Annotated in this window: 14 protein-coding genes; 1 reads left to right on the top strand and 13 read right to left on the bottom strand. The window is 52.9% G+C overall.

The features are described from left to right. Positions 1-6: 6 nt before the first annotated feature. The 11 genes from rlmN to NST99_RS13850 all read right to left on the bottom strand — a co-directional run bounded on the left by rlmN (position 7) and on the right by NST99_RS13850 (position 12321). Positions 7-1047, bottom strand: coding sequence for a 23S rRNA (adenine(2503)-C(2))-methyltransferase RlmN (rlmN, locus tag NST99_RS13900; RefSeq protein WP_038590574.1), 1041 nt, complete (start codon positions 1045-1047; stop codon positions 7-9). 179 nt (positions 1048-1226) lie between these two features. After that, positions 1227-2711, bottom strand: a complete 1485-nt coding sequence (rsmB, locus tag NST99_RS13895) for a 16S rRNA (cytosine(967)-C(5))-methyltransferase RsmB (RefSeq protein ID WP_341092443.1) — start codon at positions 2709-2711, stop codon at positions 1227-1229. Next, positions 2708-3646 (bottom strand): methionyl-tRNA formyltransferase, encoded by a 939-nt coding sequence (fmt, locus tag NST99_RS13890; protein ID WP_341092441.1) that lies wholly within the window; start codon positions 3644-3646, stop codon positions 2708-2710. Before fmt ends, rsmB begins: the two co-directional genes overlap by 4 nt. Positions 3647-3651: 5 nt before the next feature. Next, positions 3652-4137, bottom strand: a complete 486-nt coding sequence (gene def / locus NST99_RS13885) for a peptide deformylase (protein WP_341092439.1) — start codon at positions 4135-4137, stop codon at positions 3652-3654. A gap of 111 nt (positions 4138-4248) precedes the next feature. Next, positions 4249-6780, bottom strand: a complete 2532-nt coding sequence (gene priA, locus NST99_RS13880; protein WP_341092438.1) for a primosomal protein N' — start codon at positions 6778-6780, stop codon at positions 4249-4251. Next, entirely contained in the window at positions 6780-8015 is a 1236-nt protein-coding gene (gene coaBC / locus NST99_RS13875; protein WP_341092437.1) for a bifunctional phosphopantothenoylcysteine decarboxylase/phosphopantothenate--cysteine ligase CoaBC, read from the bottom strand. The genes priA and coaBC overlap by 1 nt, the downstream gene beginning before the upstream one ends. A gap of 341 nt (positions 8016-8356) precedes the next feature. After that, complete coding sequence (rpoZ, locus tag NST99_RS13870) at positions 8357-8557, bottom strand: DNA-directed RNA polymerase subunit omega (protein WP_038590559.1); 201 nt, start codon at positions 8555-8557, stop codon at positions 8357-8359. A gap of 54 nt (positions 8558-8611) precedes the next feature. Next, positions 8612-9181, bottom strand: a complete 570-nt coding sequence (gene gmk, locus NST99_RS13865; protein ID WP_341092436.1) for a guanylate kinase — start codon at positions 9179-9181, stop codon at positions 8612-8614. Between the two features lie 18 nt (positions 9182-9199). After that, positions 9200-9460: an extracellular matrix/biofilm regulator RemA gene (gene remA / locus NST99_RS13860; protein ID WP_006209218.1), complete on the bottom strand. Its 261-nt coding sequence runs from the start codon at positions 9458-9460 to the stop codon at positions 9200-9202. Positions 9461-9511: 51 nt separating this feature from the next. Then, positions 9512-10408: a YicC/YloC family endoribonuclease gene (locus tag NST99_RS13855; protein WP_341097648.1), complete on the bottom strand. Its 897-nt coding sequence runs from the start codon at positions 10406-10408 to the stop codon at positions 9512-9514. Between the two features lie 38 nt (positions 10409-10446). Continuing rightward, complete coding sequence (locus NST99_RS13850; protein ID WP_341092435.1) at positions 10447-12321, bottom strand: bifunctional homocysteine S-methyltransferase/methylenetetrahydrofolate reductase; 1875 nt, start codon at positions 12319-12321, stop codon at positions 10447-10449. A 168-nt stretch (positions 12322-12489) separates the two neighbouring features. On the opposite strand from NST99_RS13850, the gene NST99_RS13845 reads away from it, so the two are divergent. Beyond that, positions 12490-12687, top strand: a complete 198-nt coding sequence (locus NST99_RS13845; protein WP_341092434.1) for a hypothetical protein — start codon at positions 12490-12492, stop codon at positions 12685-12687. Between the two features lie 31 nt (positions 12688-12718). On the opposite strand, the gene NST99_RS13840 is transcribed toward NST99_RS13845, so the two are convergent. Both NST99_RS13840 and dapF read right to left on the bottom strand, forming a co-directional pair. Next, positions 12719-13486: a Ger(x)C family spore germination protein gene (locus NST99_RS13840; protein WP_341092433.1), complete on the bottom strand. Its 768-nt coding sequence runs from the start codon at positions 13484-13486 to the stop codon at positions 12719-12721. A 231-nt stretch (positions 13487-13717) separates the two neighbouring features. After that, positions 13718-14554: a diaminopimelate epimerase gene (dapF, locus tag NST99_RS13835; protein WP_341092431.1), complete on the bottom strand. Its 837-nt coding sequence runs from the start codon at positions 14552-14554 to the stop codon at positions 13718-13720. Positions 14555-14587: the final 33 nt, after the last annotated feature.

Here is a 14587-nt window from a genome sequence, read left to right as displayed (position 1 = left end):
ATATCCTCACCCCAACTCCATATGTTTGGCGCGCAGCTGTCCGCATGCGGCCGCAATATCATGGCCCTGCTCACGGCGGATGGTAACATTCACACCCTGATCGGCCAAAATACGCTGAAATTCAAAGATATCATTACGTGAAGTTCTTACATACTTGCGCTCCGGCACATGGTTAACCGGAATCAGGTTGACGTGGCACAGCATTGTTTTGAGGACCCCCGCCAATTCCTTCGCATGCTCTGGCTGGTCGTTTACTCCGCCGATCAGTGCGTACTCGAAGCTGATACGACGCCCAGTCTTGGCCTGGTAGTAACGCAGAGATTCAATCACGTCGTCAAACGGATAGCGGCGGTTCACCGGCATCAGCTTGGAGCGCAGGGCATCATTTGGCGCATGAATGGAAATGGCCAAATTGATTTGTGTATCTTCCTCAGCGAATTTGTAAATGTTCGGTACAATTCCGCTGGTAGAAACGGTAATATGGCGCTGGCCAATATTCAGGCCTTTTTCATGGATCATAAGACGCAGGAATCTCATCGTTGCGTCATAGTTCTCAAAGGGCTCGCCTGTACCCATAATTACAATGCTGCTGACACGCTCGCCGCGCGCATCAAGAATTTGCTGTGAACGGACGACCTGGGCAACAATCTCGCCTGCGGTCAAATCGCGTTTCAGCCCACCAAGTGTGGAAGCACAGAAGGTACAGCCGATCCGGCAGCCTACCTGTGTCGTTACACACACGCTATTGCCATAGTTATGTTTCATAATAACTGTCTCGATCGCATGATCGTCATGCAGACCGAACAGGAATTTCACGGTACCGTCCTTGGACTCCAGCTTCGTAATCTCGGTAAGGGCATTGATGCTGAATTGATCATTCAGCTTCATGCGCAGCGCCTTGGACAAATTGCTCATGGATTCAAACTCGCTTACCCGCTTTACATACAGCCAGTCGAAGATTTGCCCGCCGCGAAAAGCGGGCTCACCGTTATCTTTCGCCCACTGCTGCAACTCTTCCAAAGAAAAATCATATATTAAAGGTTTCATTATATTCAGCACCTGTTCTTTCATGAAGTATCAAAATGTATTGATTATACGCTTAGGTTATGCGTATTATTTCTCATTCTTCCTATTTTAACACAAATTTCAGAGACGGTAAAAGAAAGCCCGCCACGCACAATACCCTGCGGGCGGGACAACTGTAAATCCCTTGCCGATTTACTATTTTACAAGAGTCGTTCCAGCCGGGCAATATAGAACCCATCGCTTCCAAAATGCTGCGGCAGGAGCTGTATGCCCTCTCCTGCGGCAACTGCAGTTTCTTCAAGACGCTCCCATACAGTGGAGCTGAAAGTCACAGGTGCAAATCCAGGATTATTCTTTAGAAAATCAGCGACAATGCCGCTGTTCTCCGCCTGCTCTGTCGTGCACGTACTGTAGACCAGCACGCCCCCGGGTTTCAGCAGTCTGGCAACCGATTGCAGCAGCTCGCCCTGCAGGGCGGCAACACTGGCGACATCCTCCGGCTGCTTGCGCCACTTCAGATCCGGCTTGCGGCGGATTACGCCAAGGCCGGAGCATGGGGCATCCAGCAGGATGCGGTCAAAGGATTCCGGCTCAAGCGTATCCACAAGCTCAAGTGCATCGCGGCTGCCTGTTGTTATGGACTCCAGGCCCAGCCGCAGCGCCTGATCTGCAATCAGCTTTGCTTTATGTTCATGCAGATCATTGGCATAGATGCAGCCTTCGTCTTTCATCAGCTCAGCCATATGCGCGCTTTTGCCGCCCGGGGCAGCGCAGCAATCAAGCACGTTCATTCCCGGCTTAGGATCAACAGCTTCAGCCACCAGCATAGAGCTCTCATCCTGGATCGAGATGTATCCATCACTGTACCAGGAGGTTAATGCCAGATTACCTCCACCTTTTACAACAATCCCGTACGGGCTTACTCTTGACACAGAGGCTTCCATTCCCTCTTGCTGCATCTGTGCCAGCAGATTGTCCCTGCTGATCATCGTTGTGTTCACCCGCACGCTGACCGAAGGTGGTTCATTATTGGCCGCACACATGGCTTCAGCCGTTTCTATACCATACTCAGCTGCCCAGCGCTGCACCATCCAGAGCGGATGCGAATGGAGAATGGAAATCCGTTCCTCCCCGCTGAGTCCTTCTTTCAGTACAGGCAGGTTACCGGCCCGCAGCACGCTGCGGAGAACCCCGTTGACCATTCCCGAAATCCCTTGGTGTCCACGCTTCTTGGCTATATTCACAGCCTCATTTACGGCTGCATGTGATGGAATCCGGTCGAGATACATGATTTGATACAGACCAAGGCGCAGCAGATTGCGCACCCAAGGCTGCAGCTTGGCGATTCCCTTAGTCACGAAATCTCCCAGTACATAATCCAGCGTTAACATCCTAGAGATGCTGCCGTATACCAGCTCGGTGACAAGTCCCGTATCTTCCCGGCTAAGCCCCGATTTCTGCAGACTGCTGTTGAGCAGCAGGTTACTGTAAGCTCCCTGCTGTTCGACCCGGACGAGAACATCGAGAGCTACCTCACGGGCAGAGTCTGCCGACGATTTGCCGCCAGCAGCGCCCTTGCGGTTTGGTTTGGCATTTGACCCTTTTGCACCAGGCCCCGTATTCTCCACTTTCAACGAGGGGGCCTGTCCACTTCGTCCTGCGCCATTGTGGCCGCCCGCGCTCAACCGAGCACCGTCCCGGGCTTCATGGCCGCGCCACGGCTGAAGTCGCCAGCGCTCATCGCTTTTTTGCCAGCAGGCTGCACTGAGATCAACAGCACAACTCCGTCGCCGGTCTTCACCTCGACGCCCCGCTCGTTAACAGCTAATACCGTGCCTGGCGCAGACGTTCCACCTGTGCTGTTCCCGTCAGGCTTTGCTGCCGCCCACACCTTGAATGTTTCACCGTTCCAGAGTGTAAACGCGCCGGAGAACGGGACCAGTCCCCGAATGCGGTTATAAATTTCGCGCGATCCGGCATTCCAGTCAATCCGCTCGTCTTCCCTGCTGAGATTCGGCGCATAGGTGGCTTCACTGTCGTCTTGGCGCGTAGCCTGAAGGCGACCGGTAGCCAAACGCGGCATTTCCGCCTTCAGCAGATCCCGTCCGGCAAGACTCAGCTTCTCAAACAATACCCCTGAAGTATCTTCATCTCCGATGGGAACCTCAACCCGCGATATCATATCCCCGGTATCCAGCCCTTCCGCCATGTACATCAGCGTGACTCCGGTGACCTGCTCACCGTTGATAATACAGCGCTGAATCGGCGCTCCACCACGGTATTTCGGCAGCAGCGAGCCATGAACATTGACACAGCCGTTCACGGGCAGCTCCAGCACCGATTTGGGCAGAATTTGACCGTATGCCGCAGTAACAATCAAATCCGGCTTATAGGCGGCAAGCTCTGATACGGCTTCCGGCCGGCGCAGCCGTTCAGGCTGCAGAACGGGCAGCCCCAGAGACAACGCCGCCTCCTTCACCGGAGTTGGAACAAGTGTCTTCTTGCGGCCTTGCGGCCGGTCAGGCTGGGTGACAACGGCCACAACTTCGTAGCCTTCCTCCACCAGCATCTGCAGGGAGGGCACCGCAAAAGCCGGCGTTCCCATGAACACTATTTTCATTTCATTCACTCCTCGGTTTCACTGCGTTCAGCTGTATATTCATATACCTTCTCGGCAATATCCGTGAACACTACTCCGTTGAGATGATCGATTTCATGCTGAAAAGCACGGGCCAGCAGACCGCTTCCCGTAATCGTCACTTCCTTGCCTTCACGGTCAAGGCCACGCACCGTAACAGTCTCCGCGCGGCGCACATCGCCATTTAGCCCGGGAATACTCAAACATCCCTCAGGTCCAAACTGTTCACCTACCATACTGAGTATTTCCGGGTTGATCAATTTGATCAAACCATGCTCCTCATCGGCATCCACTACGATCAGCCGTTTCAGGATACCCACCTGCGGTGCCGCCAGGCCAACGCCTTCAGCGTCATACATCGTGTCCGCCATATCGTCCAGCAGCTTCTGGACATTGGGTGTTACTTTCGTTACTGTTTTCGCTGTCTTGTGCAGCACTTCATCCGGTTCTTTCACGATCAGCCTGATTGCCATTACCAAAACACCTTCCTTGTTCTGAACATTTCTATAGTTAGAAAAACGAATTAATAAACCCAATCATGCCTAGAGGCAATATTTCCTTACCCATTGTAACATGTCTTCCGGTTACATCAACATCTGCGGATCAACGTCGATGCTGACCTGCAGTCCTGTGTCACGGACCGAATCCTCCAGCTCTTCAGCCACCTGCTTGGCCAGCCCAATCGCATCTATGGCTCCCCGCCATTTAATGATGCACTGGAATCTGTATCTGCCCTTCAGGCGGGGCAACGGTGAAGCCACCGGTCCCAACAGATCGAGCGCGTCCGTGGACAGCTTATCCAAGCTGCCGTACCAACGGAGCTGTCTCGCTTTGCCCTGAAGGTTCAGCGCATAATTCTCGGCCAGACGCAGCAGCAGCGGCAGCTGTTCATGTGACAGGGTCACGAGAATCAGCCGGCAATAGGGAGGATAATGCAATTCTTTGCGGTGCTTCAACTCTTCACGGACAAAGGAGCTGTAATCATGGCCGCTGGCATGGATAATCGAATAATGCTCGGGGGTATAGGACTGGACCACGACTTCACCGGGTAGCTGATGCCGCCCCGCCCGCCCAGCCACCTGGGTAAGCAGTTGAAACGTCTTCTCCGCCGCGCGGAAATCAGGCAAGTTGAGTGCAGAATCCGCCGTAATAACTCCGACGAGTGTAACATCGGGGAAATCCAAACCCTTCGCCACCATCTGCGTTCCGAGCAGCACATCCGCCTTTTTGTCCCTAAACTGGTTCAGCAGCTTCTCATGCGAGCCCTTTTCCGTCGTTGTATCCACATCCATCCGGATTACGCGGATGCCGGGGAAAAGTTTGCCTAATTCTTCTTCCACCCGCTGTGTGCCTGTCCCGAAGAAGCGGATATGCTCACTTCCGCATTCAGGGCATACCTTCGGCGAAGGTTCTGCATGACCACAGTAATGGCAGCGCAAATTGTCGCTGCGGGCATGGTAGGTCAGCGAGATATCGCATTCCGGGCAGCCGGCGACATAACCGCAGCTCCGGCACATTACAAAGGTGGAAAACCCTCTGCGGTTCAGCAGCAGCACTGTCTGCTCCCCGCGTTCCAGCCTGCTCTCAAGCGCAGCGTGCAGCCTGCGGCTGAACATGGAGCGGTTACCTTCCTTAAGCTCATCGCGCATGTCTACCACATGCACCTTTGGCAGTTCATTGCCAAGCGCACGGCTCGGCATCTCTAGCAGAACTGGAGAGAAGTGAATATCGCTTTGTGCCCGGGAAGCATGATAACTCTCCAAAGAAGGAGTGGCTGAGCCAAGAATTACTGCAGCTCCGCCTTGCTCTGCCCTGCGGACAGCCACATCGCGGGCATGGTACTTCGGATTCTCCTCCTGCTTATAGGAGCCTTCATGCTCCTCGTCCATAATAATCAGTCCAAGATTAGCGAATGGCGCGAATACCGCTGAACGTGCTCCGACGGCAACTGCCGCTTTGCCCTCACGGATTTTGCGCCATTCGTCGTATCTTTCTCCGACAGACAAGCGGCTGTGCATCACCGCCACTCCGCTTCCGAACCGGCCCTTAAACCGCTCAACCATCTGCGGAGTGAGCGCGATCTCGGGAACCAGCACCACCGCCTGCCTGCCCTGGTCTACTACCCGCTGGATGCACTGCAGGTAAATTTCCGTCTTTCCGCTCCCGGTTACCCCGTGCAGCAAAAACACTTCATGCCGCTGCTCATCCACCGTCCGGATAATCCGTTTATATACGGATTCCTGTTCGCCAGTCAGCGGCAGCGGAGTGCTCGGTTTGAAATCGCGTCCCCGGTAGGGATCGCGGTACACTTCAATTTCGCTGATCTCAATGAAGCCCTTGTCTTCCAGCGACTTCACGGTACCGGCTGTAACCTGCAGTACCGACAAAAGATCCTTCATTGGCATGGGTAGCATCGGCTCCATGTCGATCAGGAAGGCCAGCACTTCCTTCTGCCGTGCTGAACGTGCCGGGAAGCTGCCCAGTGATTCGCGGGCTGCGGCAACGCCTATCGCCAAATCTACAGCCTTCAGCTTCTTTTTGCCCATTTTATCCTTAATCGACTGGCTCTCGGACAGCACTCCCCGCCGCAGCATGAACTTCACCGTCTCCGCCGCATCTGGAAACGTCCGGGTCAATTGCTTCATGGAGACCTCCCCGGCACGTCTGACAAAATCGGTGATCTGCTGCTCCTCCTGGTCCGTATCCAGAAACAGCGGAAACAATTCATCCTCAGGGCTCCCTGCTTCCTCTGCCGCTTCTCCGAGGGAGATCAGGCGCTCGGCTTTGCCCTTAAGGGCAGTCGGAAGCATAGCCTGCAAAGCGGAGATCCGTCTGCAGGCATATCTTTGACTCATCCAGTCCCCAAGCTCTACAAGCTCTGGCGACAAAGGCGGGAGCAGATCAAGCACTTCTTGGATGGGTTTAAGGGAAGGGCCCGAGCCGGTCTCTCCCGATTCCAGTGAGACAACAAAACCCTGTACAGTCCGGTGACCAAAAGGAACAGCCACTCTGCTGCCCACTTCAATCCACAGTTTCAGGTCAGCGGGAATCAAATAATCAAATGGCCGGTCAGTGCTGCGCACGGGAACATCGACAATGACCTTGGCTATATCCATTATAAGGCAGCTCCAGCGATACGCTCTGCTGCGAGTCCCAGCAAGCGGCGCGCCACTTCATCTTTGCTTACCAGGGGAATATCCAGCACAAGGCCTTCGGCCCCATAAATAGAGACAATATTGGTATCCGTGCCAAATCCGGCCCCTTCCGCAGCCACATCATTAGCCACAATAAGGTCCAAATTTTTGCGGACCAGCTTGTCCTTCGCGAAGGCTTCGGCGTTTCCTGTCTCGGCAGCAAATCCGATTAGGAACTGCTTGTCCTTCATTTTCCCCAGACTCTCCAGGATGTCGGTTGTCTTAACCAGTTCAAGCGTCATTGTATCGCCGCTCTTTTTGATCTTGGATGGGGCACTCTGCTTAGGACGGTAATCTGCTACAGCAGCGGCCTTGATCAGAATATCGCATGCCTTCCACCGGCCGGCAACCGCCTCATACATCTCCTGGGCTGACTCTACCCGTACCACTTTGATGTCCGGGTCCTGCGGGGGCTTCTCATCCGTACGCGCAGCAATCAAGGTAACCTCAGCACCCATGGCACGCGCAGCACGGGCCAGGGCAAAGCCCATTTTGCCGGAGGAGTCATTGGAGATATAACGGACCGGATCAATCCGCTCCACCGTCCCTCCAGCCGTCACAATAACTTTTTTACCGGCCAGCGGACCGGATGCAGCGCTGTTCTGAAGAGCGAAGAAAGCATCCACACAGCTCACAATCGTCGCCGGCTCCTCAAGCCTGCCTTTGCCTACATAACCGCAGGCCAGCAGCCCTTCACCCGGTTCAATAAACTGCACACCACGCCCGGCAAGAGTATTCATATTGCTGATTACCGCCGGATGCTGGTACATATGGACGTTCATTGCCGGTGCGACCATAACTGGAGCGGTCGCGGCCAGCAGTGTAGTGGACAACATATCATCGGCAAGGCCATGCGCCATTTTGGCGATGATATTGGCCGTAGCCGGTGCGATCAGGACAAGGTCGGCGGCATCGGCGAGGTCAATATGCGATATCGATGACGGGTCGCGTTCCTGGAAGGTATCGCTGTATACCCGCTGCTTCGAGAGTGACTGCAGTGTCAGCTCAGTAATGAACTGTTTAGCCGAGGCTGTCATAATGACATGGACTTCGGCTCCTCTTTGTGTAAGCTTGCTGGTCAAATCCGCTGCCTTGTATGCAGCAATTCCCCCTGTAATGCCAAGAATAATCGTTTTACCCTTGATGTTGTTCAACATGATCTCCCCCCTGTTCCTTTCCTGCGCCAAAGCTCTATAGTTCGGATATAAAATGAAGAAAACTTGAAATTCTAATATTTCGGGCAAGAAGAAACGGCTGCGTCGGCCTATCTCGAGACGGCATCCGTTTCTGCAATGATATAAGGATAATATAGCGTAAATCCTCTAGGCCTTATCTCTTTAAAAAAATAACAACCTTCCGGTTGTCAGGAACAGCCCGGTACGGGCTATGGGTCACTAGGTTCATGCGCTGTCAGCCCCTTAACCTAAGAAGAAACGGTAGCGCCGCCTTATACAAAGGCGGTGTCCGTTTCTACAGTAGGCATGGCAAGCTATCCGGACTATTCTTCGCCGCGTGTTACAATGATGCGGTCTTCATAAATTTCTTCCAGGGCAACGCCAACAAACTTGTGGGATCTCGGCGACTTGATATCAGTCTTGCCGCCTTCACGGAGAGCTCTTGCCCGGCGGGCAGCTGCGACAACCAGCGAATACTTGCTGTCGACTTTGGTCATCATTTCATCAATAGATGGATATAGCACGTAAGACACCTCTTCATCTTTTACTGTTAAATATGATCAATCTTGCTGTGCATATCATCTTACCTTACAATGTTCGGCGATAATAATGCTTTCTATTCGCTTACAGGCCAGATCAATCTCATCATTCACTACGGCATAGTCATAATGCCGGATCAAACCAATCTCATCTTCTGCTACGGACATGCGGTGGTTAATCACATCAGGATGCTCCGTACCGCGACCGCGGATGCGGTCCTTCAATTCGTCCATGGATGGAGGAAGAAGGAACACAAAGATGCCTTCCGGGAATTTGTCTTTGACTTTGAGAGCTCCCTGAACCTCGATCTCCAGAATAATATCTTTTCCGCTCTCGAGTGTTCTTTCCACAAAATCACGCGGAGTACCGTAATAATTGCCTACGTACTCCGCATACTCCAGCAGCTGGTCCGCTTCTATCATTGCCGTGAACTGCTCTCTGCTCTTGAAAAAATAATTGACGCCGTTCTCCTCACCCTCACGCGGACTGCGTGTGGTGGCGGAAACGGAATAGATAAGCTCGGGCATCTTCGGCCGCAGCGCGGTACAGACGGTACCTTTACCAACGCCGGAAGGGCCGGACAATATGATCAGCAATCCTTTTGACATAGTACACTCCATTTGTTGTTATTCGTCGTTATCATCATCTTTGCTGGATAAGCGGTGTGCCACAGTCTCCGGCTGAACGGCCGACAGAATGACATGATCGCTGTCTGTAATAATGACGGCCCGCGTCCGGCGGCCGTAGGTCGCATCGATCAGCATATGCCGGTCTCTGGCCTCCTGGATAATACGTTTAATTGGTGCAGATTCCGGGCTGACAATGGAAATAATGCGGTTGGCCGATACGATATTTCCAAAGCCGATGTTGATTAATTTGATTGCCATGTTCCGGTTGTTCCCCCCATAAGTTACATCTTTGCTTGATTGAACTACCTGTTATTCTAAGTTCGCTGCTTGCTCGCGTATCTTCTCCAGCTCAGCTTTCATATCAAGCGTGAGATTCACTAGAGTCAGATGGTTGCATTTCGACCCGATTGTATTCGTCTCCCTGTTCATCTCCTGAATGAGAAAATCCAGTTTGCGTCCTGCCGGCTCGCTTCCCTTCAGCAAAGCTCTGCATTGTTCAAAATGACTGTACAGCCGGGTAAGCTCCTCATCAATGTTACAGCGGTCGGCAAAGGTAGCAATTTCCATTCCGAATTTATGCTCCTCAAAAGGGAAAGTCCCGTCATTCAGCGCGTTCAGCCGCAACCGCAGCTTATCACGGTATTCAACTACTACTGCAGGAGCAAGTGCGGCCATTTCAGCGTGCAGCTCCTCCAGATGCCCTAGCCGGCGCGTTAGGTCAGCGGCAAGATAACCGCCTTCCCGGACGCGCATTTCCAGCAGGGATTGAAGGCTTTGCTCCAGCCCCAGTTCAAGCATCCCGGAGTACTCTTCAAAGGATGCAAATCCTGTGGCGGCTGCCTCCTCCTTGAGCTCCATTACACCGGGCATAGAAAGTATATCACGTAAAGTCAACTCACCCGTAAATCCGAACTCGTCCTTCAGCGCTTCCGCGGCTTTCAGATAGGACTTGACCGCCGGCCGGTTCAGCATCTGAACGGAGGCTGTCTCTTCAGTGATTTCTCTATTTATGACGACATCTACCCGTCCCCGTTTGATATGATGCAAAACTATTCTTCGCAGCATATCCTCATAACCCGTCCAATCCCGGGGCATCCGCAGCACAACTTCGCAGTAACGGTTATTCACCGATTTGACTTCGAACGTAATCTTGTAACCGCCGAATTGCAGGGATGATTGACCGTATCCGGTCATGCTAAATGACAACGGAATCACATCCATTACACTATTGTAATTGATTATTACTAGCGAAACAAGGGGGACAATTTGCGCCCTTGTTTCTCCCAAATGTACTCCAGCAGCTGGACGCTCATCTCGTAGAACATGAATGGCGTCATCAGATAGATGCCGTTAAAATGCTCTGTCGCCGCATCCAGCAGCTCTTTGGCGATGGCCACGCCTTCAGCCCGGCCAACCTCTCCTTCAAGACCCTGCATACGGCTGCGTACCTCTGCGGAGAGCTGAATACCGGGAACCTCGTTATGCAGGTATTCTGCATTGCGGCCGCTTGCCAGTGGCATGATCCCGAGGAATATCGGAATATCCAGATGCTCAGTCGCTTTGGCGATACGGGCGATCAGCTCAGGATCATACACCGGCTGGGTCATAATATAATCCGCGCCGGAAGCGATCTTCTTCTCCAGCCTCTCCACCGCCTTGTCCAAATGTTTGACATTGGGATTAAATGCGGCTCCGATCACAAATTTCGCCTTCTGCTTCAGCGGCTTGCCGGAGAACGCAATCCCGTCGTTCAATTGCTTAATCATCCGGATGATTTCAAAGGAAGTAAGATCATATATCGAGCTGGACCCCGGCAGATCCCCGAAACGGGCCGGATCTCCGGTCACCGCCAGCACATGGTCGATGCCAAGCGCATCAAAACCCATGAGATGTGACTGGGTCCCGATCAGATTCCGGTCACGGCAGGCTACATGCACCAGTGGCCGGAGTCCTGTACGGGCCTGAACCAGATGCCCGAGAGCCATGTTGCTCATCCGAGTTACGGCGAGTGAATTATCCGCAAGGGTCAGCGCATCTGCACCTGCTCTACGCAGCGCATCTGCACCTCTCATAAACTTGGCGATGTCCAGATCACGGGGAGGGTCAAGCTCTACAATAACGGTGTGGCGCTCCTTGACCAGATCGACAAGTGTCGGTTCGCCGCCGCTGCGGCCTTCATCCTCGCCGAGATGTTCCTGCACCACAATCCGCTCCGGGCTCTTCTTCAGAGTCGGTTCTGGCAGCGGCTGCGGAGCATAATCACGCAGTGCAGCCGAGATTTCAGCGATATGCTGAGGAGTAGTCCCGCAGCAGCCGCCGATGATCCGGCTGCCCAGCCCGGCAAACACAGGAGCCATTTGGCCGAAATAATCCGGTGTGGCGCCATAGCGGTACTGCCCGTCCACATAATCCGCTACTCCGGCATTCGGATATACCGACGCCGGAAGGGTCAGACTGCCCTGAAGCGTCTTCAATGCACGCTTGATACCGTTGGGACCGGTCCGGCAATTGAAGCCGATCACATCCGCTCCGTCCTGTTCCAAAATGCGGAAGGCTTCAGGCAAAGTCAATCCATCCAGCGTTCGCGCCGTTTCATCTACAGCAAGCTGGCAAATGACCGGAAGTCCGCTGAGCTTCCGCACCGTCCGCAGTGCCAAATGCAGCTCTTCCACATCGTAGAAGGTTTCCAGCATGATGCCGTCCGGCTGCTCTTCCAGCAGTGCGGTGATCTGCTCCGTGAAATAACGCTTCAGCTCCGACGAAGAAAGATTTGCCCGTTTGCCGGCACGAATGGAACCTACCGCACCGACTACATATCCTGCATCACCGGCAGCTTGCCGGGCAATTCTCACACCTGCACGGTTGATTTCCCCAACCTTTGATTCCAATCCGTATTTGGACAGCCTGTCATAATTGGCAGAGAACGTATTGCTCTCCAGCAGCACGGCTCCAGCTTCAATATAGCTGCGATGCACGTCTTCAATGACCCCTGGAGAGGTCAGATTCAATTCTTCGTAGGAGATGCCGACAGGAAACCCTTTTTGATATAAAAAGGTTCCCATGGCTCCGTCCCCGACCAAAACATTCGTATTCCACGCAGAGCGCAAATCCGGCTTCACCGCAAGAACCTCCCCTATACTGTCATTAGTTTCATACTAATGTAACATAAATCGGGTTGGATGATAAGCATTCAAGCCCAAAAGCCTAACCGCTCCATCACTGCCTCTGCATGGCAAGAAAAGAAATGATTCATACTAGCCTTATTCTTATTTAAGGAGGAGGCTACCTTGAAAAAAAGAACAAGAAGACTGCTGCTGCGCAAATACGCTGTAATCCTGTTATTATTTACACTTTCCTTGCTTTACTTGTATTTTAGCGACTGGCTGTTCGGTTATGGAATGGGCTACATCAGATATATCAGAACTACCTGCTCTATTCTGCCTCGGAGAAGCTGGCTGCGGCAATCATGCTGCTGTGTCTGCTGATTCCAGACCTAATCTATTGGGTTCGCGGCAGTCAGCCCGGGCGGGGGGCCGAGAAATAGCTCTTCAACGCCGTGATTATAATTAGGATGGCTGGGATAACCACTATAAACAGAGGATATACCATATACAGCAGCCTTCCCCCTTCATCCAGATGTTCGATAAAGCAGCGGGCGTCCAGGATGGAGGTGAACAGGATAATCAGCGCGCAAGGATAGATCATTTTCCTGTAAGGGATACCGAACAGCTCGGATATTTCAATCAAGGCAGCGGTAAAAAATTTAATTTTGTTATGCAAGAGTACGGTACCGAGCACAGTGTAGCCTTCCAGCCAGCCCTTCAGCTTATCATCCTTAAACGCTGCTATGCCGGACACCCTCAGAATAGCTTTCGGAGCAATTGTCTTCAGATTATCGTTGGAATCCGCTACATCTCTGTCGTTATATCCGAACTGTTTGGAGGTTGTCTCGAGCTTCTCTACCAGATCGTTGGCGGGAATTTTGCTGAACACGGTCATAGTTAACAAGAGGTCAATCGCCGGCTGGCCTCTGGAAATAAAGAATAGACTGGTGAGCCGTGTATCACTCTCCCGTTCCAGCACATCCAGCATATCCTTGATTCCTTCACGGGCAAACTCCTCCGAGATGACAAGCACCCGGACATGGGCAAGAGACAGGAAACGCGCGGTTTGCCGCGAAGCGTTGGCAAGCGCCTCGAACATCGTACGGCCGCTGCCGGTATATAAAGCAACCGGTGAAGTACTCCGGTTATTCTCTCCGGAGATTTCCTCCGAGACAATCACCTACTTAAGAATCAGAGGTGCGAGTTCAGAATCATGGCCTGTCGTAACCCTCATGTTGTCAGGCATTTCAGCCCTCGTCTGCTGCGGGAATTTGCTTGCCTCATCTGCCACAAGGGCAACCGCAGGATCGTTCTTATATTTGCAAAAAGGATGACCTGCAAGCGGGCAGCTTGAGGTCATCCTTTTGGAATGCACACCTTATTCAGTTTGGATACCGAAATCCCTGCAGGATTAAACTTCTACCGAGCCGGTATATACAACCTGGGCAGGACCGGTCATATAGACATGGTTGTCATTCTCATTCCACTCGATAAACAGATCGCCACCCTTCAGGCTGATCGTGGCCGAGCGGTCCGTATGGCCATTCAGTACCGAGGAGACCAGCGTTGCGCAGGCTCCGGTACCGCAGGCCAGTGTCGGTCCGGCGCCGCGTTCCCAGACACGCATATCGACATGGCTGCGGTTTAGCACTGTCGCGAATTCTACATTCACTTTTCTCGGGAAAAGCGGGTGCACCTCAAGCTTCGGCCCCCAGGTCGCAAGATCAAACGACACGGCGTCCTCCACATAGATTACACAGTGCGGATTGCCCATGGATACGGCCGTAAATTTGAATTCCGTTCCGTCTGCCTCAATGGGCTGGTCCAGCACAGGCTCGGCATCTATCGCCACCGGAATCTGCAGGCCCGATAATACAGGTTCTCCCATATCGACCGTAACCGTCTCCACCACGCCGTTCTTCACCTGCAGGGATACCTTTTGTTCACCGGCGCCGATGGTTTCAATCACAATCTGCTCCGAGCTGACGAGACCCTGCTCATATACATATTTGGAGACGCAGCGGATTGCATTTCCGCATTGCTCCGCTTCTGAGCCGTCCGAATTCATAATGCGCATCATATAGTCTCCGCGCTCTGACGGAAGAATGTAGACAAGACCGTCGGCTCCGATGCCGAAGAACCGGTTGCACAACGTAACTGCAAGCTCAGAAGCATTGCCCGGCAGTGCCTGCTCACCGAATACGATAATAAAGTCATTGCCAAGTCCGTGCATTTTTGTAAATTCCATTGAAAATCCCACTCCTAAAAGTTTGTTAGCATT

This window comes from Paenibacillus sp. FSL L8-0470, assembly GCF_038008625.1.
GTDB lineage: Bacteria > Bacillota > Bacilli > Paenibacillales > Paenibacillaceae > Paenibacillus_AQ.
This window is presented reverse-complemented; position numbering and strand designations above follow the sequence as displayed.

Excerpts from the sequence above, each read along its gene's own strand:
- rlmN (WP_038590574.1), bottom strand. The coding sequence starts at position 1,047 with ATGAAACCTTTAATATATGATTTTTCTTTGGAAGAGTTGCAGCAGTGG.
- fmt (WP_341092441.1), bottom strand. The coding sequence starts at position 3,646 with ATGAAAATAGTGTTCATGGGAACGCCGGCTTTTGCGGTGCCCTCCCTG.
- def (WP_341092439.1), bottom strand. The coding sequence starts at position 4,137 with ATGGCAATCAGGCTGATCGTGAAAGAACCGGATGAAGTGCTGCACAAG.
- priA (WP_341092438.1), bottom strand. The coding sequence starts at position 6,780 with ATGGATATAGCCAAGGTCATTGTCGATGTTCCCGTGCGCAGCACTGAC.
- coaBC (WP_341092437.1), bottom strand. The coding sequence starts at position 8,015 with ATGTTGAACAACATCAAGGGTAAAACGATTATTCTTGGCATTACAGGG.
- gmk (WP_341092436.1), bottom strand. The coding sequence starts at position 9,181 with ATGTCAAAAGGATTGCTGATCATATTGTCCGGCCCTTCCGGCGTTGGT.
- remA (WP_006209218.1), bottom strand. The coding sequence starts at position 9,460 with ATGGCAATCAAATTAATCAACATCGGCTTTGGAAATATCGTATCGGCC.
- dapF (WP_341092431.1), bottom strand. The coding sequence starts at position 14,554 with ATGGAATTTACAAAAATGCACGGACTTGGCAATGACTTTATTATCGTA.